At 33.3% G+C, this 26381-nt stretch carries 20 protein-coding genes, 1 tRNA gene and 1 pseudogene; 3 read left to right on the top strand and 19 right to left on the bottom strand.

The genetic code is table 11. The features are described from left to right. Nucleotides 1-519: 519 nt before the first annotated feature. The 8 genes and pseudogenes from NF27_RS08145 to NF27_RS08110 all read right to left on the bottom strand — a co-directional run bounded on the left by NF27_RS08145 (nt 520) and on the right by NF27_RS08110 (nt 9922). Nucleotides 520-1509: a glycosyltransferase gene (locus NF27_RS08145; RefSeq protein WP_053332704.1), complete on the bottom strand. Its 990-nt coding sequence runs from the start codon at nt 1507-1509 to the stop codon at nt 520-522. A 38-nt stretch (nt 1510-1547) separates the two neighbouring features. Beyond that, a complete protein-coding gene (locus tag NF27_RS08140) occupies nt 1548-2489 on the bottom strand; it encodes a GNAT family N-acetyltransferase (RefSeq protein ID WP_039458128.1) in 942 nt (313 codons plus the stop codon). Nucleotides 2490-2639: 150 nt separating this feature from the next. After that, nucleotides 2640-3569, bottom strand: a complete 930-nt coding sequence (locus tag NF27_RS08135) for a glycoside hydrolase family protein (protein ID WP_039458125.1) — start codon at nt 3567-3569, stop codon at nt 2640-2642. Next, a complete protein-coding gene (locus tag NF27_RS08130) occupies nt 3566-4246 on the bottom strand; it encodes an acetyltransferase (protein WP_039458122.1) in 681 nt (226 codons plus the stop codon). The genes NF27_RS08135 and NF27_RS08130 overlap by 4 nt, the downstream gene beginning before the upstream one ends. Further along, a complete protein-coding gene (locus NF27_RS08125; RefSeq protein WP_193387657.1) occupies nt 4246-5007 on the bottom strand; it encodes a methyltransferase domain-containing protein in 762 nt (253 codons plus the stop codon). The genes NF27_RS08130 and NF27_RS08125 overlap by 1 nt, the downstream gene beginning before the upstream one ends. 95 nt (nt 5008-5102) lie before the next feature. Beyond that, entirely contained in the window at nt 5103-7097 is a 1995-nt protein-coding gene (locus NF27_RS08120) for a glycosyltransferase family 61 protein (protein ID WP_161791842.1), read from the bottom strand. A gap of 291 nt (nt 7098-7388) precedes the next feature. Next, a complete protein-coding gene (locus NF27_RS11365) occupies nt 7389-8351 on the bottom strand; it encodes a DnaJ domain-containing protein (protein ID WP_053332703.1) in 963 nt (320 codons plus the stop codon). 140 nt (nt 8352-8491) lie between these two features. Next, nucleotides 8492-9922: pseudogene (locus NF27_RS08110) on the bottom strand (mannose-1-phosphate guanylyltransferase/mannose-6-phosphate isomerase). A gap of 293 nt (nt 9923-10215) precedes the next feature. Between NF27_RS08110 and NF27_RS08105 the strand changes: the two are divergent. Continuing rightward, nucleotides 10216-11976 (top strand): ankyrin repeat domain-containing protein, encoded by a 1761-nt coding sequence (locus tag NF27_RS08105; RefSeq protein WP_039458118.1) that lies wholly within the window; start codon nt 10216-10218, stop codon nt 11974-11976. 78 nt (nt 11977-12054) lie between these two features. Here the strand turns inward: NF27_RS08105 and NF27_RS08100 are convergent, their stop codons facing one another. From NF27_RS08100 to NF27_RS08075, 6 genes are all read right to left on the bottom strand, one after another. Next, complete coding sequence (locus NF27_RS08100) at nt 12055-12321, bottom strand: hypothetical protein (RefSeq protein ID WP_039458116.1); 267 nt, start codon at nt 12319-12321, stop codon at nt 12055-12057. A gap of 185 nt (nt 12322-12506) precedes the next feature. Then, nucleotides 12507-12600, bottom strand: a tRNA-Ser gene (locus NF27_RS08095). 128 nt (nt 12601-12728) lie between these two features. Next, nucleotides 12729-13973, bottom strand: a complete 1245-nt coding sequence (tyrS, locus tag NF27_RS08090; protein WP_039458113.1) for a tyrosine--tRNA ligase — start codon at nt 13971-13973, stop codon at nt 12729-12731. A 3-nt stretch (nt 13974-13976) separates the two neighbouring features. Beyond that, entirely contained in the window at nt 13977-15221 is a 1245-nt protein-coding gene (locus NF27_RS08085; protein WP_039458111.1) for a lipoprotein-releasing ABC transporter permease subunit, read from the bottom strand. An 8-nt stretch (nt 15222-15229) separates the two neighbouring features. Continuing rightward, nucleotides 15230-16408 (bottom strand): Na+/H+ antiporter NhaA, encoded by a 1179-nt coding sequence (gene nhaA / locus NF27_RS08080; protein ID WP_039458110.1) that lies wholly within the window; start codon nt 16406-16408, stop codon nt 15230-15232. 69 nt (nt 16409-16477) lie between these two features. Next, on the bottom strand, nt 16478-18379 hold the full coding sequence (locus NF27_RS08075; RefSeq protein WP_039458108.1) for a heme lyase CcmF/NrfE family subunit: 1902 nt from the start codon (nt 18377-18379) through the stop codon (nt 16478-16480). Between the two features lie 143 nt (nt 18380-18522). Here NF27_RS08075 and NF27_RS08070 point away from each other — a divergent pair, with 143 nt between their 5' ends. Both NF27_RS08070 and NF27_RS08065 read left to right on the top strand, forming a co-directional pair. Further along, on the top strand, nt 18523-19230 hold the full coding sequence (locus NF27_RS08070; protein ID WP_039458105.1) for a hypothetical protein: 708 nt from the start codon (nt 18523-18525) through the stop codon (nt 19228-19230). Continuing rightward, nucleotides 19224-20126: a lysylphosphatidylglycerol synthase transmembrane domain-containing protein gene (locus tag NF27_RS08065; RefSeq protein WP_039458102.1), complete on the top strand. Its 903-nt coding sequence runs from the start codon at nt 19224-19226 to the stop codon at nt 20124-20126. Before NF27_RS08070 ends, NF27_RS08065 begins: the two co-directional genes overlap by 7 nt. 7 nt (nt 20127-20133) lie before the next feature. Here NF27_RS08065 and NF27_RS11355 read toward each other — a convergent pair whose 3' ends face one another. The 5 genes from NF27_RS11355 to NF27_RS12585 all read right to left on the bottom strand — a co-directional run. Further along, complete coding sequence (locus NF27_RS11355) at nt 20134-21639, bottom strand: sensor histidine kinase (protein ID WP_053332700.1); 1506 nt, start codon at nt 21637-21639, stop codon at nt 20134-20136. A gap of 83 nt (nt 21640-21722) precedes the next feature. Continuing rightward, nucleotides 21723-22211, bottom strand: a complete 489-nt coding sequence (infC, locus tag NF27_RS08055; protein ID WP_275574621.1) for a translation initiation factor IF-3 — start codon at nt 22209-22211, stop codon at nt 21723-21725. Nucleotides 22212-22256: 45 nt separating this feature from the next. Then, entirely contained in the window at nt 22257-24176 is a 1920-nt protein-coding gene (gene thrS / locus NF27_RS08050) for a threonine--tRNA ligase (RefSeq protein ID WP_039458097.1), read from the bottom strand. 63 nt (nt 24177-24239) lie between these two features. Then, the gene (locus tag NF27_RS08045) at nt 24240-26021 is read right to left on the bottom strand and encodes a hypothetical protein (protein WP_039458094.1); all 1782 of its coding nucleotides are present in this window, start codon (nt 26019-26021) and stop codon (nt 24240-24242) included. 169 nt (nt 26022-26190) lie between these two features. Then, nucleotides 26191-26381: hypothetical protein (locus NF27_RS12585; protein ID WP_039454516.1), on the bottom strand; the 191-nt coding region annotated here is incomplete at its 5' end.

Genomic DNA, 26381 nt, shown 5'->3' with positions numbered 1-26381 from the left:
TAGATCTAAACTATATAGACTTGTTGACATCGTTTTTCTTTTTTATTTACCTTATCTCGTACCATAATACAACATTATTTACTATATATTCCAGAAAGATGACTTTTCTAAATTTGTTAGAGAATGCCAAAATAGCAAAGAAACTATTGTTGGAGTAACAAAAGCAAAAACCGAGGAAGCAGTATTTGCTAAGGTCGAAGATAACCGTATTATAAAGTTTTCAACCTCTGAAAAGTATGAATATGAGTGGTGTGGAATAGCATATTTTTATAATTTAATATTATAATTTAATAATTAATAATACCCACCGAGATTATATTTATAAGATTTTTGAAGATAATTTACCTATTAGGTCTTTCGAATTAGAGGTTTATGAGATTGATACTCCTTATGATTATTCGTTAGCAACTAAGAGGATTAAAGACAATAATTTATTAATAACATGAATAGCTATAATGGTTATAGAAAAGTTTAAACATGCTGAAGGAAGTTTCCTAAGCACATTAACCTAAAACTCAATTAACCTTTAGAATCTCTTAAGCTATTTCTCAATGAAAAAACCTTCTTAACAATTTTATCTATAATAAATAGGCACCCTAATTTTCTTAAAAACTTCAACAAAACCAGAGGTATAGATATAGTTAGCCTATACCTATTTTTAAAAGCTTTATATACAAACTCATAAAATCCTTCCATATCCCCTTCTTTAAGACGATCCCCTGCTTGCTGGAAATAGATTGCCCCCTCAGAGATATAAATATATTTAGCAAGCTTTGGATATTTTCGTCTAATTATATTAAAAGAATCATGAACTTCCTTATAATATTTATTGGAATAAGTGATGCTACCCTTGTGACGACGATACCGTGCAAGAGTCTCATTAATATATCTTATCTCTCCTTTGTTTGCCACTTCAATAAAAAACAGCCAATCAGAAACAGTTGAAATTTCCTCATTATAACCACCTTGAGGAATAGCAGAACTTCTAATCATAATGGAAGGAGGCCCAGTAAAAACTTGGTGTTTTAAAAGTAAATCAGCACTGCCTTCATAAGGTTTTACTTTAAAATTGTTATAATAATATAATGTTTTGTTAGTAAGAGAATCAAAGACATCCAAATTGTGGTAGCATAGAACACAACTTGGCATGTGCTCAAGTAGCTCTACTTGCTTTTTAAGCTTACCCGGTAGCATTAAATCATCCCCGGCAAAAAGCGCTATATATTTCCCTTCACATTGCGCAAGCAAATTGTTACAGTTTTTAGTTACACCTAAGTTGGTTTTGTTTAAAATAACTTTAATAACTTGGGGGTATAGCTCTTTATAATTTTTTAAAATTTCCGGAGTTCTATCATTAGAAGCATCATCTCCACATACTATTTCTAAATTAGGATAATTTTGAGCAAGTATGGAATCTAAGCAATCAGCAATAAACCACTCATGATTATAGGTCGGCACAAAAACAGAAACTTTAGGATAGGAACTGGTTTGAGTAGAAGTTACATTCATATATATTCCTTAATTACTAATTATAGCACTCTATTATTTTAAACATTTATATCTAATCCAAAAAATTGGTGCACAACAGCTCTTCCGCCGAACTCTTCTTTTTGAGTGATAAGCCCATGATTTAAATACATTCCTTCTTCTTCAGTAGAAATACCGAAATCAAAATATTTTTTATGGATATAGTATTTAGTAATTAAGTCATAAAATACTAAATCCAGAGCATGCAATTGCTTACCTTCATGACTACTACCAATATATTGAGTATGAACAGTTTGTTGATATTCGAAAATTAATACGCCGGCAATCATTATTTCTTCTTTAAAAGCAGCATAAAGTTTTATATTCTCAGGAAACCTAGAAGCTAATAATTCAATTTCATTTAAGTTATGCACAGGAGCTTTATTATATTTTTCTTGAAGTAATGAAGAAAGTATTAAGAAGTAACTTTTCAAATCCGAGCTTTCTTCTACTATAATGCCTGATTTTTGAGCTTTTTTTATTCCTCTCCTTCTTCTTTCGGAAAAGCTTATTGGTTGAGTAAGGTCAATTGTAGTGGTAAGATCATACCGATAGCATTTTGCATTATTATAAAATAATGCATATAAATCTTCTTGAGCCGGAATTGTATGATAAATATAAGGAATAGCTTTATACATAAGTTTCTTAAAATTCTGTGTCTTTAAGTAATCTTTTAATGTGTCAAAGATAGCTAGCATTTTAGGTGCTTTCATGGCTTGGTCAGTAATAATCCCTCCAAAAGTAAGACCTGAATGAGAAAATAGAACTCTTTCCTTTTCATTAGCCGGTAATAAAGCAATTAGCCTACCTTCCTCAAAAAATAATAAAGAGTGGTCGTGGAATCTATCCGAATGATACTCCATAAAAGACCGATTAAACATAAATAATGAATTTTTAGCCTTTGCCAGGAAGCTATTCCATATATCAGTATGGATTACTGGATTAAAACGCTCGATTCTCATTTTCACTCATTCAAAAATATTTTTATATACCATATAGTTAGTATTTATGAGCCCAAATACTAAGTTTTTAAAGCTTTTGTATACACACTTATGCTAGCCTTTAACAGTAGCAAATACTCCTAACATTGTTATAATTGTTCTTTCCATAATCTACGTATTTTCTTCTAAAATTGCATACCCAAAGCCTGTTCTACCAAGGCGATTTCCATTATAAAAAATATAGGTTTTGTTATTATATTTAAATATAGCACTGTAACAAATCATTTCAGAATCCCACCCTTCTTTCGAGACATCTATTCCTATTTGCTCATCCAAACGTTTCCACGATACACCATCTAAGGATTCTCCATAACCAATTCTATACCCTTTTGATAAAGTTCTAATAGAATAGAACATCTTGTAAACATTACCTTCTTTGATTACAAATGGTCTACCGAACCCATGCTCATCATTATTTTTAAAATTAAGACAATTTTTACCTTCAACAAAACCCCAATTTATACCATCCTGTGATTCAAGATATTTAATTTGATATAGAGGCAGCCTTTTATCATCCTTATATACCCAACCTTCCTTTATGCTCCCTACATACCACATTTCCCATATATTTGCATCTCTTATTACCGAAACCCCACATCTTGCAAAAAGCTCATTATTTGTACGGTCCAAGATAGGTGCTTTAGAATGGCGATAGAAAGTATCACCGTCATCCTCACTAATTGCTAACCCGCAAAACATATAGTATGGAACCTTTACTCCTTTTTGAAAACCAACGTAATATAAAAATAACTTATTTTCATATTCAATAATTGACAACGGCACTACACCATTATCATCAAATGCACCTTCTTCTCCGATATTAAGCACAGGTTGAGAAGAAACTTTATATATTACTTTCGGATTTTCCGGGTCTATATCTACATATCCGATTCTTCCAATATTAAAATCATCAAGGAAGCCCAGGAATACTCTTAAACTTCCATCCTTTCTAAGGTAAGGAGTAGGTAATGTTGCTGTTGTTTTTGCCCAGCCACTACTTCCATCCGGCACATAAATCAAGCTTTTCTTTATCCATTTCATTGCTCTTTCACTTTAAAAAATTTCTTTGCCGGAACTGCAGAGGGTATACTATTATTGGATGAATATATTTTATTTTCTTCCGTATCTTTGGTAATAAGGCTATTTGGGCTAATCCAATTATCCGAAGCTATAGTGACATTATTAGCAACAGTAGAATTTACTCCTAGAAAGCAATTTTCTTTTACTGTACAATGCCCGGAAAGTACAACATGAGATGATATAAAGCAATTGTCGTTAATTACCGAATGGTGCCCTATATGGTTTCCGCTCCATAATATTATGTTATTTCCCAGCTCTGCAAATGGTTGTATAACATTATTCTCAAATATAAATATATTTTCTCCGTATTTTACATTCTGCCATATAAATGCTTTTGAGCTTACATAACTGGCAATTTTATATCCTAAGCTTTTCACTTTATGATATAATCTGGTTCTCACTCTATTAAGCTGTGTATAAGTTACTGCTATGAATACCTCATATTTTGAAGGATTGTAATTATCAGCTATATTCTCTAGATCAACTACTGGCAATCCGAATAACATGTCTCTAGTCCGATAATCTCTTTCTACAACGAAGGCATCAACCTTGTAGCTGGAATCATGAGTAAAATACTCAAAAGCAATTTGAGCAAAATCACTATCACCAACTATTATTAATTTCTTATGTTTATGCATTAAGGCTTCCTTATCAATATATCATCCCTTCTGTTAGCCATAGGTAACTGCACATTTTGTGGTAATAAATAAGCGTCAAACCCGGCTAAGTTTGCTCTTTGCATAATAGCATAGATGATTGAATCATCAATTTTTCCTGCTTCAATTAAATTATATTTTACATCAGGTATGCTGTTATTATCTTGTATAAAATCTTGGTGGAATTTTATACCCTGCTCACTTGAGAAAAAACGCTTCCTTTTAGAGATATTAGGTATATCTCCAATTAAAAACTGGCCTCCTGACGATAATAAAGATAGTGATTTATCAATAAACTCCCATACATTCGTATCAAGAAAAATATAATGAAAAACACTATAACAAATAATAATATCCACTTGAGAAAATAATCCTTTTATATCTCCTATGGTTTTAGGGAATAGCCCAGGTACTTTGGTAATAAAATTCTCATCTTTATGAAATGAGAGCATTTCCTCCGAATCACTCATTATTAATTCGTGCTGATTCTGTTTGCAAATATCTTTCATCATTTGTGATAATTCACTGCATCCTGAGCCGATATCCAAAACTACTTTTTGAGTGCTGTTTAGTAGATCAGCCTTATTTCTAATATCTTCAAATATAATATTTTCAAAACCTTGCCTGTAAGCATCCGGAAAACCAATCTTTTCATAAACACTTAAATCTTGTTTTTTTGCTAACTCCTTGAAAGCTTCATAATTAAGCTCCATGTTTGCAATATCTTCAATACTTTTACTCATAAACTAAACTATACTAAACCGATACTTTGAAAGAAACCTAATTTAACAATGAGACTATCAAAGTCAATACAAATAATTAAAGCTTATACGCTACTTTAATCAGATAAAATATCTTTAATAGCCTTTTCAAATGATCTTTTATTAATTAATAGCTCAGACGGGCTCCACAGATAATATCTACACGGAAGAGAAACTCCTTCAGTATAAACGACATACGATTTCTGTTTTAAAGAACTAGCTAAAATATTATAAGTAGGCTGATAATGATCATATGAGGCTAATATAATAACTTTTATATTACTAGGTGCAAAAATTATATTAGAAAGGGCTGCTCCTCCTTGGGAAGCGATAACTTCAGCATTTGAAAATATTTCAGTTAATTCTACGGGGGAAAAATCTTCAGGTTTTATAAGTATAAAATCAAACTTTTTTAAAACTTTTATAACATTACTCCAGTTATCCATTTTCCTATCATACCCTTTTCTAATAAGAAAATATCTTTTTCTATAGGCTGAAACTATAAGGCTGCTAGTGTATTTTCTTTGAATATTAGCCAAGTTGGCAGTAGCTATACTTGACGGTAATAAAGACCTTGAAACATTACTTAAAATTATAAGCTTATTAAAAATAATATTTTCTTTTCTCGATAATTCTAAAAAATTTAGATCCCCTACTCCCCAGTAGCTTAATAACTGTTTCTGCCATCCTAATAAAGGTGGTACTAATATTTTCACTTTTTTAGGTAAGGTGGTAGCGGTAAGGAAGTAAAGCAGAGATGCTATGAATTCATATATAAAATGGTAATAGTTATTATAGTGAGTAGGAATATATAAAACTATATTTTTAATTTTTTGAGTATTAATTCTATTAGGTAGCTCAACTATAGCAAATTTCTTATCGAAATTTAAAGCTTTAAGGTTTAAATGCGCGGAAAATAATAACATATTAATCATTCCTACATGATGAGTCTCACTAAGTATATACTTCCTCCCTATTGCAATTAAAGTTGTTCCTATAAATTCAGCATTTTCAACCTCTAAAAAGAATTTTTCTTCCTCAGCTAATATTACACTTTTTAAACTCTTTCTCCCATTAAAAATCTCGTAATATTTATGGTTAACATGTCTAATGCAATCAATTATTTTTAATTTGTTATTAAATTTTATTTTATAGTCCTGTAAATCGAGAATTTTACATTTATGCAACTTTCTAGAACTTAACTTATAATTATCTCCTTCTTCATTAAGCTCAGAAATGTTTTGTATCTGCTTCTTTACTAAAGTATCTATAAGATTATTCGCTCTACATTCTATCTTAGATAATTGCTCTATAGAATCTTTATATCTTCCGATATCATTATAAAAGTTTGATAAACTCCATCTGAACATAAATTCACTCGGTTTTAAGTTTATAGCTTTCAGATAACATGACTCTATAAAGCTTTTAGAAACCTCTTTGTAAGGGTGTACTACATGGTCGCTTTCCAATACCTTTTTTATATTTGGATTTAAATCATTAGTAATAAAATTTTTGGTAAGACAGCTATACTGTATATTCCATAAATACTTTAAGTGTAGTAAGTCAGCAATTCCAAAATAACCGTAGGCTTTATATTTTTTAAGCGTTGTTAAATATATGAAAATTCTGAAAGAAATTTTAAAATATCCGGCACTTTTTAGTAATGACCCTACATTAAACATCATATTATATTTAATGTCCAAGCATTCAAATATCTGATAAGAATAAAATCTTGACAATCTCCATGGTATAGAATCTTCTAAAGATAGGGGAGGAGTATACCATTCGGGTAAGTAATACTTAATCCTATTCAGACGAGCTATCCTAATTAACCTGAAAGTAATAGTAGGTACAATTAATATTTTTTGTTTAAAAGTATAGCTTTTTTGTAAGAATATAAATACTACACATGGGAATATAGAGAATAAAATCAGGAAATTTAACCATGCTTTAAATAGCATCTCAACTTTTTGGATAATTAACACAGGATGTAACAGATAATACTTAATTCTTTTAACCCGCCTATTATTAACCTCTCTTTTAATAAGCTTTGTGAGAAATATTTTTATCATAAAAATAAAAATACCGGGTATCATGCAAATTAATAAAGAGCAAAAAGTTAGGAAGCACAGAGCCACCAGCAGATTAAACCTTGCACCCACCTCAATCTTTTTAATAAGATACCCGGGGCGTAAAAAGCAGCACACAATTTCTTTAATCCGATTATAAATAAATCTTACTCCCATAAGGGTAGATCTTCTCTCATTTCAAAATAATTTATTAAATGCTGCTAATAATATACCATTCATTTATAAATGGCAATTATGTACGCTAAATTATTAGCTATAGATAAGGCAATTAAACTAGAGTATTATTTCGTGAGCAAAATAAAGCATATCAAAGTTTTTTAAATATTCGGTATGAAACTGCATCGGATCGCCTTTAATTTCCGCGACCTTCTCTCCTGCACTATTAAATGCATGAATATGGTGCTTGTACTCACTGTAAATATCGTATTTATTTTTCATTGATGCTATACTAGAAGCTAACAAAGCTTTTGAAGATTCAAGTATATAATTATTAGAACTACTCTTTCTACATCCCTCATGATGTATAAATAAATTTTCAAAATTATCAAGATATGCTTTACTAAATTTGCCTGGATTACCGCTTATTTCCGCCACTACATTGCAATGAGAATCTTTGATTGTAAAATAATTGGTATGGTGAATAGTGGCTAAAGCATAAAGCTTTCCTAGTATGGTAGAGAACTTGTTTGATAATGAGTTAAAAATACTGCTAACATGAACGTCATCGAAACCAGAGCACATTAATTTTTTTTCATACCAACTGCTACAGCTAGCTTTATATTCCCATTTATAATCTCCTTGCTTATTACCCCCTGAAGAGGATTTGCTGTAGCTACTATAATCAGAGCTCTTATTATCACTACTTCCCTTGTTGCCTGATGAGGAGGATTTGCTATAGCTACCATAGTCAGAGTTCTTATTACCACTATTTTTATTACTACTGGAAGATCCACTATAGCTTGAGCCCTTATAAGATGAATAAGAGTGCTTGCTGCCAAAACCAGTAAAACACGTAGTATCATAACAGTACTTAAGAGTAGGATCTGTAAGAACATCCTTAGCATTGTTTATTTCTATAAACTTTGCTTTATCCCCACCTTTATCAGGATGATATTTCACTGCAAGCTTCTTAAATGCCTTTTTAATCTCCTTTTCGTTTGAATTTTTATCAACATCTAAAATTCTATAAAAATCAAACTTACATTGGTTATTATTAAAATTTGAGCAAGAAACCATCTTTTTACTATAATTCGTTATTTAAAATGGAATTATAGTGTAAATTAAGCTCATAAGCAAGGTACTTTTTTATTAATTGATAAATTTATAAAGAAGTTTTAAATAATAGTTAACTTTTTGTATAATAATCTATGTAATGGTTAACATATTTTTATTTCACTATCATACCTTACAATATCATCCTCTCCGAAATAGCTGCCTGTTTGTACTTCAATAATATGTAAATCCATATCTTGTTTATTTTCCAGCCTATGCACTTCTTTAGGACGTATAAAAGTGGATTCATTTTCTTTTAAGTCGAATTTTTCCTTACCTCTGGTAACCGTAGCTATGCCTTTTATCACTATCCAGTGTTCAGCTCTGTGGTCATGGCTTTGTAATGATATTTTATTACCCGGAGTTATAATTATTTTCTTTATCTTAAAATTAGGTTTATCAGCATATACTTCATAACTACCCCAAGGCTTGGCAACTTTAGTATCATGTGTAACTATTTCCCGATTATCTGCCTCTATTTGGCTTACGAGCTTTTTTACTTCTTGTGTGCGGGATTTCGGTAAAACCAAAGTTGCATTACCCGTTTGTATAATAATTATATCTTTTAGCCCCAAGGCGGTTATTAACTTTTTATCTTGTGTAAAGAAATAAGAATCCCGGCATTCTTTTATATTTACCTCACCTTCACAAACATTGCCGCTCTCATCCTTAGAGCTAATATCCCATACATTCTCCCACGAACCTATATCATTCCAATTCATATCCGCTTTTACCACACACCCTAACTTAGTGTTTTCCATAACTGCGTAATCAATGGACTCAGCAGGACAATCAACAAAGCTTTCTGCATCTAAAATTACTTCATTACCTATCAGTTTAGAATACCGAAGTGTATTAATGCATGCATTATAGATATCAAGCCTGTATTTACTTAATTCCTTCAAATAAGTTTTAGCTTTTACCATAAACATACCGCTATTCCAGCTGTATTTATTTGAGGCAATATATTCTCTAGCTTTTTCTTCGTCCGGTTTCTCTACAAATTCTTTAACGGAAAATATATTATCATCTGCTGCAATCTGCTTCCCTTCGCGTATATAGCCGTAACCTGTATGCACGTAATTCGGGACAATACCGAACGTAATAATTTTCCCGTTTAAAGCATGGCAATATGCTTTTTCGATAGCTTGCAAATATGCCGAATTATCACCGATATAATGATCGGACGGCATAATAAGCATTACCGCTTAAGAATCGGATTCCATTAATTGCAAAGCAGCTAATGTAACAGCCGGTGCGGTATTTTTACTATATGGCTCTAAGATTAGCTTGTAATCTTTTATATTAATCCGCTCTATTTCATTTTTAATTAAAAACCTATAATTAATATTGCCTAAAAAAACACATGAAGTGAAAAAATTTGAATTACAAACTCTAAGTACTGTTTCTTGTAAAAGGCTTCTTTCATTAAATAAATTTAAAAATTGTTTAGGGTAGGATTTCCTTGAAAGAGGCCATAACCTGGCACCAATACCGCCACAAAGTATGATAGGATATATTTTTACATTATTCATTTAATATTATTGAAAACCTTAGAAATAACTTATTATTGCTGAAATATTAATTAAACAAATTGATTTATTAATGCAATAATATTTTTAGTCGACTTAATTAAATTATGCTATTATATTTAAATTAACTCTATACTTATGTATTTACTCGATTTTTCACAAAATCAGTTAGAAAACAGTAATATTATCAAATATAACTTTAGATAATTTTTTTAATAATGAAAAAACTACTTTTTTAATGCATACCCTGGATTTCTGTATTATAATTTTGCCATTATTTAATACGAATACCCTGTTTGCAAAACTTTATTTTTTCCTTACCTATTGATTACCAAATACTTTTATTACAAAAAGAGATAAACCTTAAAAACTCGGAGATTTTACACTATGCCGTTCAGCTGCAAAATATAGAATTGATAGAGTTTATTACACAACACGCTAAAGATGTTAACTGGAATAAACCCGATAATTACGGCAATACTCCTATTAAGATCGCTAGGCGCTATGGCCAATCCGACACCTTAAAAGCACTTATCCATGCAGGTGCAAATATCAGCAACCAAGGAATATTAGATGATGCCGTAGGAGAAAATAATATTGAGCTTATAGAGTTCATTGCACAACACGCTAAAGATGTTGACTGGAATGAACCCGATGTTTCAGGGTTTACTCCCCTTAGACTGGCAACATTATATAATAACCCCGAAATCGTAAAAACACTTATCCGAGTAGGCGCAAACATCAGCAACCAAGGAATGGTACATTATGCCGTAAGAGAAAATAATATTGAGCTTATAGAGTTCATTGCACAACACGCTAAAGATGTCGACTGGAATGAAACCAACTATGCAGGAAACACCCCTCTTAAGGTTGCAATTTACTATGATCACAAGGAAATCGTAAAAGCACTTATCCATGCAGGCGCCACCCCTGAAGCTTTGCATGAAATTGAGTATATTGATCATATTGATTTAATGGATAATTTCCCGATATATAATATATGCCAGGATGATAAATTTAAAACTCCGTTTAGCAACCTATTATCCTTTACATATTCGGAATTTTCCAAAGATACCGAAATATATAATAATATTTTAAATTTAGCTGAAGATAAAACTCTTTATAATATTTTATATACAACCGCATTGGATAGAAATAGTATTATACTTTTGGTAAATACAATTAGGAATAACCCTTTAAGACCTGAGGTTATCAGACGCGGTTACTATACAAGTCAATACAATAAAATTGTCGTTAAACTTATTGAACCCGGGTTATTCCCGAAAGGCCCCTTTATTCATGAACTTTCACATAAGCTGATGAATCAGATATTTGATAATAAAGTTCGCCCTTACTGTAATACAACTGAAGAATTTTTATACCATGCTGCTATAGAAAAAGTATTGGATAACATTATTTCATATTATTTCAGAGTTAACGAACCGCAAAATATTGTAGAGCTAAAACAGGACTATTATTCCCTATCAACTTATGAACGCGGCCAGTTCCTCTCAGGGTTAAGTATTTATAAAGCCGCAGCGGAAGGAGACACAAAAGTTATAGAATTTTTTGCAAAGCATGGTGAAGGTATCAACTGGAATAAACCAGACTTAAGCGGCTATACTCCACTTATGCTGGCGGAGCTTTATAACCGAACTGAAACTGCGGAATCTCTTATAAAAACAGGGGCACGCGGAGGAACCAGTATTAACAATCAAACTAAACATCTTTCAAATTTTCCGGCACAATTTCCACTTATTCAAAGCTATTCACCTAAACCTACGGATAAATGCATAGATAAAGTTACATCAACTTTCTTAAATATTTACTTTGCATATAATAAAACTGAGGAAGATGTAGAATTTATAGTAAGATATCCGCAAACAATAGCGGAAGGCTGCTACCATGGCAATAAATTAATTCAGAAGATATTAGAGCCGATACGTGAATATTGGGATACAGTTGTTGAAGAAAGAATTAAGGAGTATAACTTAGCACATGATGCAAGCAAATATTGTTTGATTAATGATTCGCCGTGGAAATTCATGGATTATTAAGGCTAAATTTTTTGCTAAATAAAACCAAATTTTGACGGTTGAGGCTTTATAGCCCTAAAAATCATGACATGCTTAATTTTATCTTATGGCGGCTAAACATTGCCAATCATAATCCCATAAAGCATTATTATAAAAAGTCATACATTTTAATTCGTTACTAAAACTTTTTATAAACTCTAACACTTCACCTTCTTTATCAAAGCCGGGATTTATAACACATCCGATTACCAGTCTAACGTTATATACTCTAGAAAGGGGGTAATATAAATCGATTTCCTTTGAATGATTTTCTGATATAAACCCGCTCAATCCTTCAAGGTGAGATTCAATTTCGGAAGACGGCATAAAATTGCAGTCTATATTTGCTTTACCCTACCGATGGCCTTGTCACTTTCACTTTTAGAGTTATATGATATTATAAAATTTGAAAATTTATTTAAGATTTTACTTCCTATCAATTATGAATCTGCAATATAAAATGTAGCGTAATCCATATTAATACTAATAAGAAAATTTATTAATTTTAAAAATGGCGGAGAGAGGGGGATTCGAACCCCCGGTACGGCTTTACAACCGTACAACGGTTTAGCAAACCGCCGCCTTAAGCCTCTCGGCCATCTCTCCTTTGTGCTCTAAGGAATTTAAATTCTTTGTCGCTAAATATCAAGCTAATTTTTAAGCTTAGCTGATTTAATAGCAAACAACCTAAATTACACACAATTTGTTTCATTTAACTTGAAGCTGAATTTTTATTACTTAACCTTTATGATTGCATGCTTCTTCTTTCCTGCCGAGAGTTTCATTTCTCCGTTTACCAGAAACTTATCGGTTATTAACCGGTGCTCATCGTTTATCAGTTCATTGTTGATGCGCGCCCCGCTTCCTTGAATTAATCGCTTAGCTTCCGCACCCGTTGCAGCTAACCCCGAAAGGTTAAATAACCTAAACGCTTGAATCCCGCCGTTAAATTCAGCTAAATCCACATAACAGACCGGTAAATTTTCTCCGACCGCACCCTGCTCAAAAGTTTTCTTTGCCGTTTCATAAGCACTTAGTGCAGCTGCTTCACCATGACAAAGTTTAGTCGCTTCATTAGCAAGAATAATTTTAGCTTCATTAATTTCTTTATCCTGAAGCGCGGCAAGCTTTTTGATCTCAGAGAGCGGAAGCTCGGTAAACATTTTTAAAAATTTCTCCACATCGGCATCTTCGGTGTTTCGCCAAAACTGCCAATAATCATAAGGAGAAAGCATATCAGGATTAAGCCACATCGCCCCCTTAGCGGTTTTACCCATCTTAGCTCCTGAACTTGTGGTAATAAGATTACTGGTAATGCCGAATAACTCAGGGCATTTCAACCTTCTACCTAAATCAACTCCATTTATAATATTTCCCCATTGATCGGAGCCGCCGAGTTGAAGCCTACATCCGTAACGTTTATTGAGTTCCACGAAATCATAAGCCTGTAAAATCATATAGTTAAATTCTAAAAAGCTTAACGGCTGCTCACGCTCCAGTCTTAATTTTACACTATCAAATGTCAGCATTCTGTTTACTGAGAAATGCCTGCCGTAATCTCTTAAAAATTCGATATAATTAATGCTTTCCAGCCACTCTGCATTATCAACCATAATTGCATCATTGCTGCCGTCACCGAAATTGATAAATTTGCTGAATACTTGTGCTATAGAGTGCTTGTTTTCTTCAATATCTTCTTGTGTAAGCATTTTCCTGGCTTCATCTTTGCCTGACGGATCACCGATTTTGGTTGTTCCTCCGCCCATTAGCACAACAGGTCTGTGCCCGCATTGCTGTAAAATTCTAAATAGCATAATTTGAACAAGGCTACCGATATGAAGCGAGCGTGCAGTACAGTCAAACCCTATATAAGCAGTTATACCGCTTTGGCTCATTAACTCATCCAACCCTTCGAGATCGGTACATTGGTTAAAATATCCTCTTTCTTGGATAATTTTTATAAATTCAGATTTTGCCATATTTTATTCATACCTCAATGCTTCTGCAGGCATTAGTTTAGATGCCTTCCATGCCGGATAAATGGTTGCTAAAAAAGATAACCCTAAGGATATTAAAAGCACTGAAATAACATTATGCGCTTCTAAATCCACAGGTAACTGGGTAAGGTAATATATTACAGGATCAAATAAAGTCAAGCCTGTCATAGATTCCAGAAACATTCTGATTTTTTCTATATTCAAACTAAACGCCACCCCTATAACCGCTCCCGAAAAAGTACCTACGAAACCGATGACTGAACCGCTTAAGATAAAAATCTTTATAATCGAGCCTTTTGACATCCCCACGGTTCTAAGTATTGCTATACTTCTGGTTTTCTCCTTAACCAGCATAATTAAACTTGATATTATATTAAACGCAGCAACTATGATTATTAATGTCAAAATCAAAAACATAACATTACGCTCAACTTTTAAAGCATTAATCCAGTTTTGGTGGGTAATTGACCAATCAATAATGTTTAATGATCCACTTTGAATTGTAGCAATTTCGCTTTTTATTCTTTCTACTTGGGGTAGCTTATCAACAATTATTTCTATATCGCTAACTGAATCATAATACTGAAAGAACTTTTTCGCAAAATTTAGGGGCATAAAGATCGTTGAAGAGTTGTATTCATACATGCCGACATCAAATATGCCTATAACTTTAAATGTTTTCATCCTGGGTATGGCTCCGATTACTATTGCATCACTACTCGGCGCAATAAGCTTAACTTCGCTTCCTACTCCTACCCTCAGGTTTTGAGCTAAAGTTGTTCCTATAATAATCCCTTTTCCTTCTATATAATCGCTTAAGCTCCCTGCCTTTATCGCTGAATCCATAATAGGTTTTCTTTTAAGGTCAGCACCATCCATCCCTCTTACCAAAACTCCGGAGGCATTTTCTTTGTTGGTTGCCATAGCTTGGCCGATTACCTGAGGAGCTACAAATTTAACTCCCGGTATTTTTTCTATATCACTTAGGAGCTCTTGATACTTTTCTATCTTTCCATAAGGCGAAGAAACTGATATATGGCCGTTTATACCCAGTATCCGTTTTATGAGCTCCACCTCATAACCATTCATCACCGCCATCACAATTATAAGAGTTGCAACCCCGAGCGCAATTCCTACAAAACTAAATGCGCTTATTACTGATATGAAGCCTTCTTTACGTTTACTTCTTAGATAACGTAGGGCAATTTTTATTTCGTAATTTTTGAACATAGAATTAATTATTTTCTTAGTTTTGATATTTGAAGTATGATTGCACTATAAATAGAACAAAGTAAGGAGCCGGTAAGAACTCCCATCTGCACTAAGGATAAATCCTTAGGGTGATGCTCAAAAGCTAATATCCCTACAAATAAGCTCATAGTAAACCCTATACCGCATAAAACAGCTACACCGTAAAATTGTAGATAACCGGCTCTATCGGGCATTCTACAGATTTTTAGCTTAATTAACAACAACCCAGATAAAAATACCCCTATTTGTTTACCGAAGAACAACCCTAGGATTATCCCAAGCGGTATACTGTCCTTCATAGAAGCAAAGCTTAAGCCTGATAAGTTTAACCCACTATTTGTAAAAGCGAAGAGAGGCAATATAACATAAGCGACCAGTTTATGTAACCCTTGTTCGAGATCTTTTAAAGGAGAATCCTCTTTATTTCCATTTCTGTAAAGCGGGATTAAAAACCCTAGCACGACTCCTCCTATAGTCGCATGTATTCCTGATTTATAGAAACAATACCACATACCTATCCCGAGTGCTAAATATAACGGAACACTTACTAACCCGGCTTTAGCGAGGAAAACAATTAAACAGCAAATAAATCCTATATAAAGCAGGAAGGAGAGATCTAAATTATTTGAATAAAAGAGCGCGATAATTACAACTGCCATTAAATCATCTATTATTGCAAGCGCTGTTAAAAATACCTTAAGCGATACGGGAACATTTCTTCCGAACAAGCTTAGCATGCCTAAAGCAAAAGCAATATCTGTTGCAGCAGGAACCGCCCATCCTTTAACTTTAACAGGATCATTGTAATTAAAACTTATATATATAAGCACCGGTATTAACACACCGAACATTGCACAGATTACCGGTAATATTCTCTGCTCTTTTGAAGCTAAGTTACCTTCAATCATTTCTCTTTTTATTTCCATTCCGACCAGAAAAAAGAAAATGGCCATTAGGAAATCATTAATCCATGCATGGACTGAAAGTTCAAAGGCATGTTTTCCGTATACTATTGAAAAAGTTTGATTCAGTATATCCTGGTAGCATCCGAAGTATTTTGAGTTCGCCACTATTAATGCCATTATTGTTGCAAGCAATAATAATATACCTTTTTCCGCCGCATCCTGAACTAATAATGCAAATTTTGAAAATCGTCTTTGTAACATAAGCTCTAAATGATATTTAATTCATAAATAAAATATCATTCGATGATAAAAAGGGAAGCTAAATATAAATTATTTAGTCTTTCTTAAAGCTTTAGGCTTCTTTAGCATTTTGCTAAATAAGCTCACCATACCGCTTAAGAAGATTAATAAGCAAGAAAACCAAACCCAGCTGATCATGGGTTTATAATATGCTCTTACCATGAGTATCCCTTCTTCATTTAGTTCTCCGGTTGCTATATATAGATCATAAAATAGGGTATTATAAATTGCAGACTCCGTAGTTTGCTGGAGTTCAACCGGAAAAAATCTGGTTTCCGGCAATAAAGTCGTTATAAAGTTATTATGTTTAAATGCTTTAAATTCAGCGACTCTTGCTATATAGTTTTTTCCCCTATGTATATCAATCTTTTCCAGAGTTAATCTAAAACTTCCAAGGTCTAAGTATTCTTTTACCCTAAGTGGCTTTTCAGCCTCAGTTTCCAGAGCTGAATTAAGGGTGATAGCCAGTACTAAAAGCCCAAACCCTATATGGCCTAATGCCATACTTAGTATACTCCCGTTTAATTGCTTAATTCTCTTTAAAGTATAATTTAAAACAGAAATTATTAACCATATACCCCCCGTTATACCTATTAGCGTAAATAAAGATTTAATTTTAAACTCGTAGCTTATAAGGGCGGTAAAAACCCCACTTAAAATAAACGGTACTTTATTATCATCATAGAGTTTTCGGAATTTAGAATTACCCCAATTTAATTGGGTTCCAATAATAATAAATAATAATGATATAACACCTAAAGAGCCGATCAAGCTATTAAAATACGGCGCACCTATTGAGATTTTTCCTTCACCCGCAATTTCAAGCAGGGCAGGATAAAGCGTACCTAAAATCACTATAAATGCAGCTGTGGTTAATATTAAATTATTAAAAACAATAAAGGTATTACGTGAAAACAAGTAATCTTCGGTTTCTTCGGCATTAACTATTTTGATTGCCCTTATTGAATATAGTATTAAAGCTATACCGGTTGCAGTCGCCAAAAATATTAAAATAAAAAGACCGCGCTTCGGGTCTTGTGCAAATGAGTGCACGGAAGTAATAATATTTGATCTGACTAAAAAAGTACCGACCATACTTAAAGTGAACGTCAATATACTAAGTAATAAATTCCAATGTTTTAATTTATTAAATTTTTCTAAAGCAATTAAAGAATGAATCAAAGCAGTAGAAGTAAGCCACGGCATAAGTGAAGAATTTTCTACCGGATCCCAAAACCAAAATCCTCCCCATCCGAGCTCTCTATAAGCCCACCAGCTGCCAAGCCCGATTCCTAAAGTTAAAAATGCCCATGACATAAGCACTAAAGGTTTGAAGATAACTGCAAATTGCTTATTAACCTCCCCGATAATGAGTGCTGCAATTGCACCGCTATAAATAAGTGAGAACCCGACATATCCTAAATATAGCATTGGAGGATGCATAGCAAGCCCGATATCCTGCAATATCGGGTTTAACCCATAGCCGTTTAAGGGAGCAGGGAAAATTCTTTGAAATGGATTTGATGTAAATATAACAAAACTTATAAAAAAGGTAAGCAAAGCTGCCTGAATAACTAATGTATAACGAATAAGTAATGAATCGGTTGCTTGCAAATAAGCGAATATTACACTAAAGAAGGAAAGTGCGCATATCCACATTAACATTGATCCCTCATGGTTACCCCAGGCACCGGATATTTTATAAATTAAAGGTTTTGCGGTGTGAGAGTTATTAACCACATTAAGCACGGTAAAATCAGAGATAATAAAACAAATTATTAAGCTTATAAAAGCAAGAAAAGTAACGCTAAAAACCAGATACCAAGCAATTTTTATATATGCTAAACTTAACTTATACATGGGAGAAACTGCAATAATAATACACAATATTAATGCAATATATAAAAAAACATTACCTAGCTCTGCATACATGGCTTCTCTCTCAACTACACTACCTTAGAAAAAAATTTAAAAGACAATTTGCTTATTAAAAAATAATTTACATTTTAAAATTCTATTGACAAGATATACTTTCAAGGGTCAAAAATAAAGCCCGAAACGGAGGATAAGAGAATATGTTAAACAAAAAACAACATGATGAAATTGATCATTTTAATCCAAGTAGTTTTAAGCCAACCAGTCTTTTTGGCGATCCTGCCGAGGCTTATGGCACGCTTGAGCATAATTTAGATAAAAACACGCCTGAACCAGGCTCCGACGGCAGAGAGGAAAAAGCATCTTCCGATAACACGGGATTAGATGTTCGTGTGCGTAAAAGTCCAGGAATAGCAGTAAATTATCCCAGCCCCATAAGTATGGCTAGAATTATAGGGGAAAAGAAAGCCCTAAAAGAACAGTTGGAATATGGTAAGCCGGAACAAGAAAAAACTATACTAATAGAGGCGGAAAGTTCAACCGACGAAGAAAGCTTAACAGAAAGTTCAACCAGTGAAGAAAGCTCACTTGAGACTTCCGAGTCATGTGAGGTTGTGAGCACTCCTAAACCACAGCGCATATATATAGATCCTAAGACTATTACCAGAGTAGTAGGATTCCAAATACCTCAGGTTACACCCCATGCACCAACCGGTAACAACGCCGAAACTACACAAGAGAATTTACCTACCTCCAGACATGCTCAGGTTAGGATAGGAAGTATTATCATTAGAAAGGAAAACCCTTTTTCACATGTAGAAAAGGGGGCTTCCGCTTCACATGTGCAAAGAGCGGGAGTAACAATCGGTAATACCAGAATTAATAATCAAGGCGGTAGAGGGTGTTAAAAATACTCCTCTCCACCGATTTTAAGAAATATTTTATAGGGGCAATAAAAGTATCTTTTTGTATAATTGCATTTTATTTGGTATTTAATAAATTAGATATCAGTAAGCTTTTTATATATTTAAAAAATGCGGATGTTGCTTTGTTGGTCGGGGCAATTATTGCCTCGCACCTTTCTCTGATTCTTAGTAGCCTTAGAAGTAAATTTTATTTTAAACAATACGGGCTGACTTTACCTGTTACATTTACCGTTTCTTTATATTACTTAGGTACCTTTTATAATATTCTGCTTCCGGGAGGAATCGGCGGAGACGGTTATAAAGTATATTTACTGTCAAAACTAGAGAAATTTCCTAAGCTCAGTAGCTTAAGAATAATTTTATACGAAAGGGTAAATGGCTTTTACATATTAGTTTTATTTGGACTAATCCTAGTGTTATTTAGTGATTTTCTACATAAGATACCCTACCTTAAACTTTTAACCTGGTTATGCATTATACTGATTACTCCATGTTATTTATTGGGAGCAAAATATATATTGCGCGATAATATAGGCACCGCATTAAGAGCGGCAATATTTTCTTTCTTTGTGCAATTATTCCAAGTAGTAATGGTGCTACTTATCATATTAGCTTTAAATAAAGGCTTAAGTTATAATCAAATCATTAATTTTACCGTATTATTTATAGTTGCTTCAATTGTTGCAATATTACCAATTTCCATTGGAGGAGCAGGATTAAGAGAATTAACCTTTCTATATGGAATCGGGGTTGTTAATCCTGAATTGGAAGAGATAGGAGTAACTATAGCTTTGGTTGCTTTTGCTATTTATATTATTACCAGCCTGCCGGGCGCTTATTTTATTACTAATATTGAAAAAACATATAATCGTATTTAGGCTCGCTTTATAACTGGGTAGTCTTGTCTTCTTCAATTTGGCTGCCCGGTATAGGGAAGGTAAGTGTAATCGAAGTTCCGAGACCCGGCTCACTTTTAATTTCGAATTTACCTTTCATAATTTCCACCAACTTCTTAGTTAGCGGCAATCCAAGCCCGGTACCGTCGTATTTTCTGCTCAACTTGTTATCTATCTGCCCGAACGGAGTAAGTGCGCGCGCTATATCCTGCGGCTCCATACCAAGCCCGGTATCAATTACTTCTATGATAATAAGATTAAGATCAAGATTCTTCCATGCCTTAATGGTTACACTACCGCCTTCGGGAGTAAATTTAACCGAATTTGATAACAGGTTTAAAACTACCTGCTTTAAGCGCTTATTATCCGCTGAGATTATAATATGCTCTTCGGGTAATTCATCTTTTAATATAACTTTCGCCTGCTCGGCACGGGGCATAAGCATTTTAAGCGAAATTTTAATTACTTTAGTGAGATCAACGTCTTCAAATATGGCATCCAGCTTGTTTTCCTCAGCTTTGGAAAAGTCTAAAATATCATTAATTAAGCTAAGCAGGTGAAGTCCTGAGGTATGAATATCCCTTATAAACTCTTTGTATTGCTCGTTATTTATCGGCCCCATCGATTCACTACTGATAATTTCGGAAAACCCAATAATTGCATTGAGCGGGGTTCTAAGCTCGTGAGTCACGTTAGCTAAGAATTTAGATTTTTCTTTACTTTGCGTTTCGGCGGAAGTACGTGCAACTGAAAGCTCAGCTGTTGCTTCTTGTTGCTTTTCTATCATTTTCTCTGCTTGTTGTGCGGAAAGGAATACACCAAGCGTGATAACCCCGAAACTGGAAATGATAAAGAAAATAGCTGTGAACTGGATGATTTCAATCACTTTTAATTCACCGCTGACATTATAATTAATTTCTAAAGTAGCGCCAGCTTTAGCCGCTAGGTTTTTTAATTCTTCAAGCGGGTTTTGCGGTGCTATCGGAAGAAAAGTTTTAACTAAAGATATTTGCTCCCCTCTTCCGTCTTCTATTTCAGCTGAAGGAATTACAACGCTTGAAATACTTTTAATCATTTTTATTTTATCTAAAGAGTTACTAACTTCATTTGGATAGAAATAAGAACTGAAAAGACTTTGTTTCTCGTTTAAAGCTAAATTATTTGATTGATATAAAGCACCGTTTGCACCGTATATAACTACTTTAGTAATATTATTTGATGAAAAAAACCTGTTACTTTCCTCAACAAAAGCCAGGTATTGCGGGAAAGTTTCAGCAGTCGCAATTGGCTTATCAGCCAAGAACCCTATAACCGGATAATATTTATTCCAGATCAATTTTACATAATTATCGGCTGTTTCCTGTGCTTGTTTTTGATTTACGTCGCGCACGAAATACTCGGTAGTATAATATTTGAAATATACTCCAAGAAGTAAAGAAACAATAATAATTATCCCATATACAATAAGGGTTATATATCTTAAATTAAAAAACATAAGCTTAAAAAATTCTCCGTATAATTAATTTGAGAATTTTTTAGAACTTATGTCAAGCTTAATAATCAATAGGTATCAATAAATTAATTAGGAATGATAACTAAAAATATTTGTTTACCTTCTAATTTCGGTTCAAGCTCTACCTTAGCCACGTCAGACATATCCGCTTTAAATTTTTGAATTACCGCGAAACCAAGCTCGTTATGAGTAATTTCTCTACCCTTAAATTGCAAAGAAACTCTTACCTTATTTCCCTCGGCTATAAATTTACGCGCGTTTCTAAGTTTTACCCCGTAGTCACCTTCCGCTATATTAGGCCTTATCTTAATTTCTTTAATTTCTACCACTTTCTGTTTCTTCTTAGCTTCTTGGGCTTTTTTTTGGATTTCATATTTATATTTCCCGAAATCCATTACTTTACAGACAGGCGGCTCAGCATTAGGTGAAATTTCGACTAAATCCAGCCCAACTCTCCTTGCTAATTCTAATCCTTGCTTCGGTAAAACTACACCGATCATATTTCCTTCATGATCAATCAACCTAATTTGGGATGAATTTATCTGTTCATTGATCCTTATATCACTTGCTTTATTAGTAGAAATAATCAGCTCCTTTTATTAGTTAATTTTGTGATTTTTGACTTCTTGTACTAATTTATTAATAAAATCATTTAAATCAAGTACTTCTTGTAAGTCAGACCCTAATCTTCTTACCGAAACTTCTCTTTTTTCCATTTCATTCTTACCTAAAGCAAGAATTACCGGAACCTTTGCCAGAGAATGCTTACGCACCTTATAATTAATTTTATCGTTGTTTAAGTCAAGTTCTACCTGAATACCCTGCCTCTTTAAAGTTAAGGCAACTTCCTCGGCATACGGATCAACTTGGTTAGTAATAGTTGCAATTACAACCTGCACCGGTGCAAGCCATAGCGGTAACTTGCCGGCATAGTGCTCAAGCATAATACCTAAAAATCTTTCTATTGAGCCGAACATTGCTCGGTGTATCATTACAGGGTGGTGCTTTTTACCGTCTTCCCCGATATAAAATGCCCCTAGTCTTACGGGTAGATTTAAGTCTACTTGTATTGTACCCAGCTGCCAATCTCTACCTATTGCATCCCTTAAAACAAACTCTATTTTAGGGCCGTAAAATGCGCCTTCACCCGGGTTAACAGTATAAGGTAAGCCGGTTGCTTCAATCGCTTCTCTTAAAGCTTTCTCGGATTTATCCCACACCTCATCACTACCTATCCTTTTTTCCGGCCGATCGGAAAACTTTAATCTTACTTCGTCAAATCCGAAATCTTTATAAATATCAAGTATTAAGCTGCACATTTTTTTGCATTCATCAGTTAGCTGGTCTTCAGTACAAAATACATGCGCATCATCTTGAGTGAACCCCCTCACTCTCATTAGACCGTGCAATGACCCAGAAGGCTCATACCTATGAACCTTACCAAACTCTGATAATCTTAAAGGAAGTTCCTTATAACTTACAATACCCTGTTTAAATACCTGCACTCCGCCCGGGCAATTCATCGGCTTTATCGCAAATACTTTTTCATCATCCGATGCTTTAGCTATAAACATATTATCTTGAAATTTTTCCCAATGCCCTGAAGCTTCCCATAAAGAACGATCCAATATTTCCGGAGTCGCAATTTCCATAAAACCGGCATCATTTTGCTTTTGACGTATATACTCCACCAATTTTTGAAATAAACTCCACCCCTTAGGATGCCAAAACACTACGCCCGGTCCCTCTTCCTGAAAATGGAAAAGATTCATTTCTTTACCTAGTTTTCTATGATCCCTTTTCTCAGCTTCTTCTATTTGCTTTAAGTATGCGTTTAAATCCGTCTCATTTGACCAAGCGGTTCCGTATATTCTTTGCAGCATCGGGTTTTTGCTATCACCCCGCCAATAAGCACCCGCAAGTTTCATTAACTTAAAAGCTTTAACCTTACCGGTAGAAGGTGAATGAGGGCCGCGGCATAAGTCTGCAAACCCACCTTGTGAATAAATTTTTATTTCTTCTTGAGCAGGAATAGATTTAATGATCTCAACTTTATATATCTCCCCCAAACTTTTAAAATATTCTATCGCCTCATCACGGCTCATCACCCGGCGAGTAACTTTATCATTACGCGCAGAGATTTTTTTCATGTGCGCTTCAATCTTCGCTAAGTCTTCTAAAGTAAACGGTTCCTCACGCGCAAAATCATAATAAAAGCCATTCTCAATGGTCGGGCCTATAGTTACCTGAGTTTCCGGATAAAGCTCCTTGACTGCTTGTGCTAGAAGATGAGCCGCATCATGCCTGATTATATCTAAGCCTTCTTCCGACTTTGATGTAATAACCTCAACTTTTGAATCTTCGGTAATTAATGTATCTAAATCTTTTAACTCCCCATTAATTTTAACCGCAATGGCTTCATTTTTTAATGATTTACTGATTGATTCAGCAAATTCAAATCCGGAAATATGTTCTGGAAATTCCTTGAAATTTCCATCAGGTAGAGTGATTCTTAGCATTCTTATATACAAACTTTATTTTGCATCAAACTTAGTTTAATTGCCTTATGTTGTCAATTTCAACTACCTTGTTCTTATAATATTCTTTACCATCTCCGCTTCCGGCACTTTTTCTATTGCTCCACTTTTACTTAGCTCTTTAACTAATCTTGCCGGGTGAACTTTACCTAAATCCTCATATTCATGAAATGGCATTTTAAGCAACCCGCCTTTCGGCATCTCGAAGTTCGGATCGTTTTCTTTAATTTTATCGAATAATTGCTTTTCCAATTCCACTAGGCTTAGCACAGTCATTTTAGCTGCAAATTCTGAGCAAAATAAATAACCCTTACCTCCAGGATCTTTTATTTTCTGTGCCAAACTTGCCTTATTTTCCAAGACTTCTTTTGCCCAGCTCTTAATATTATCTTTGCCCATATGCCCAAATCCAAATGGCATTAAATCAGCTATAAAAGCATCCTTTGCTCTGTCACGATCAAACTTAATATCTTTATTTTCATCTTGCATTAATTGATGTAACTCGCTGGCTATACCTTTGTATATGTCATACATCTTCTGTTTTAAATTATCTTCATTATCAATTTTCAAGGCTTTAATTATTTGTTTTTTCACATCATTATCAATTATAAGTTTATCAGGATATATTCTAAAGTTTTCTGATAATACAGCATCCATCTCAATTTTATCCTTAGTATATGTTTGATCCACATGTGAAACGAAAACACCTCTATTATCTTTATAACCAATTGCTGCATGGGTATAAGGACTCATATAATCTCTTATTTTCTCCTCATAATTAACTTTATTGGAATAGAACTCTCTATTGCGTTTTGCTACCTCCATTACTATATCACCTTGCTCATAATTTATATGATTTTTAATAAGACTATCTAGTTCCATATATAAATTGTTGCTCGTCTGCAAGTTACTATTTAAATATTGTAAAATAGTAGAATGCTCTAAAATTTTTAATTCTTTTAACGCCATTAAAATATCTTTATTACGTAAAAATTTTACTAACCTCCCTAATTCCTGATAACTTAATTTATCTTCTTCCTCTATTAAATTAGTTTGGTTATCTTTAATTTTTTTTAGAATAGCTTCAACTTTGTTAGTTATTATACCAACGCCTTCTAGATCAGCTGTTTTATAAGTGAATGCCCGCAATTCTGCTATCATTTCAGCATTATTGCGTACAAATTGATCATTGTTATTTAATATTCTTGTTATCCTTGAATTAAATTCTTGATTATCTATTGCGTATTCAAAAAATTTAGCTAAATATTGCTGCTCTTCTTTTGATAAAGCCGCCCCAAAATTTAAGTTAGCTAAGATTTCAAATCCACGCTTTTCAAATTTGCTAAACTTATCCTTTAGATTATGTTTTATGTTATTATGCTCAGCAATTAAATCTTTATTTATAGTAGATTGTGTTTGAGCCAATAAATCTTGTAGCACATAATTTTGACCAATATTTGCCGCATTAAAATAAAAATAGTTATTGTTATGATCCAACAAGTAATTTGATAAGCTGATAGCATTTAACAATAGTGATTCTAGTTCGATTTCTCTGCCCGGCTCCCCTTTATAAGTTTCTATATTTGAAATTAAATTAGTCAATAAATTGTCAAAGATTGAAGATATATTGTATGCATAGGAAGTTAAATCAGCCTCTTGAAAACCAATAATATTTTTACCTGAAAGGTTTTTTAATTTTAATTTAGATAAATCTAATAAATATGGTGGTATACTGCTTTCTATAGCTTTTCTTAATTCCTCAGCTTTATGCAATAACTCTTTTCCTGTTTGTGTATTTTGCTTTATGTGACTTATTACACTTTCCACTTTTTTAGTATTTAATTTTTCAAAAATTCCATTTATGCTTTGTTTATCTATCTTTAGTTGATTTTGAATTTTTAAGGATAATCTTTCATAAATGACCTGACTTAATTCATAAGGTTGTGTTGCAAAGAATAAAATTGAAGGAAGAAGTTATAAAATTTTATGAGGTTTTTTAGAAAATATAAGCAGGGGTAGGTAAGTTAAATTGCCTTTCAACAAAGTATTTAATATTTATAGCAGAGCTCTTAAGTAAGTGATAAAGCTGCCCCTTGAATAACATATTGATTGTCTCAATCCCTCGAATGGTATTATAAGCTGTTTTATAACTATGATAACCCATAGCATCTTTGGTTTTCCATTTTA

Source organism: Candidatus Jidaibacter acanthamoeba (genome assembly GCF_000815465.1).
GTDB classification, from domain to species: Bacteria; Pseudomonadota; Alphaproteobacteria; order Rickettsiales; family Midichloriaceae; genus Jidaibacter; species Jidaibacter acanthamoebae.
This window is presented reverse-complemented; position numbering and strand designations above follow the sequence as displayed.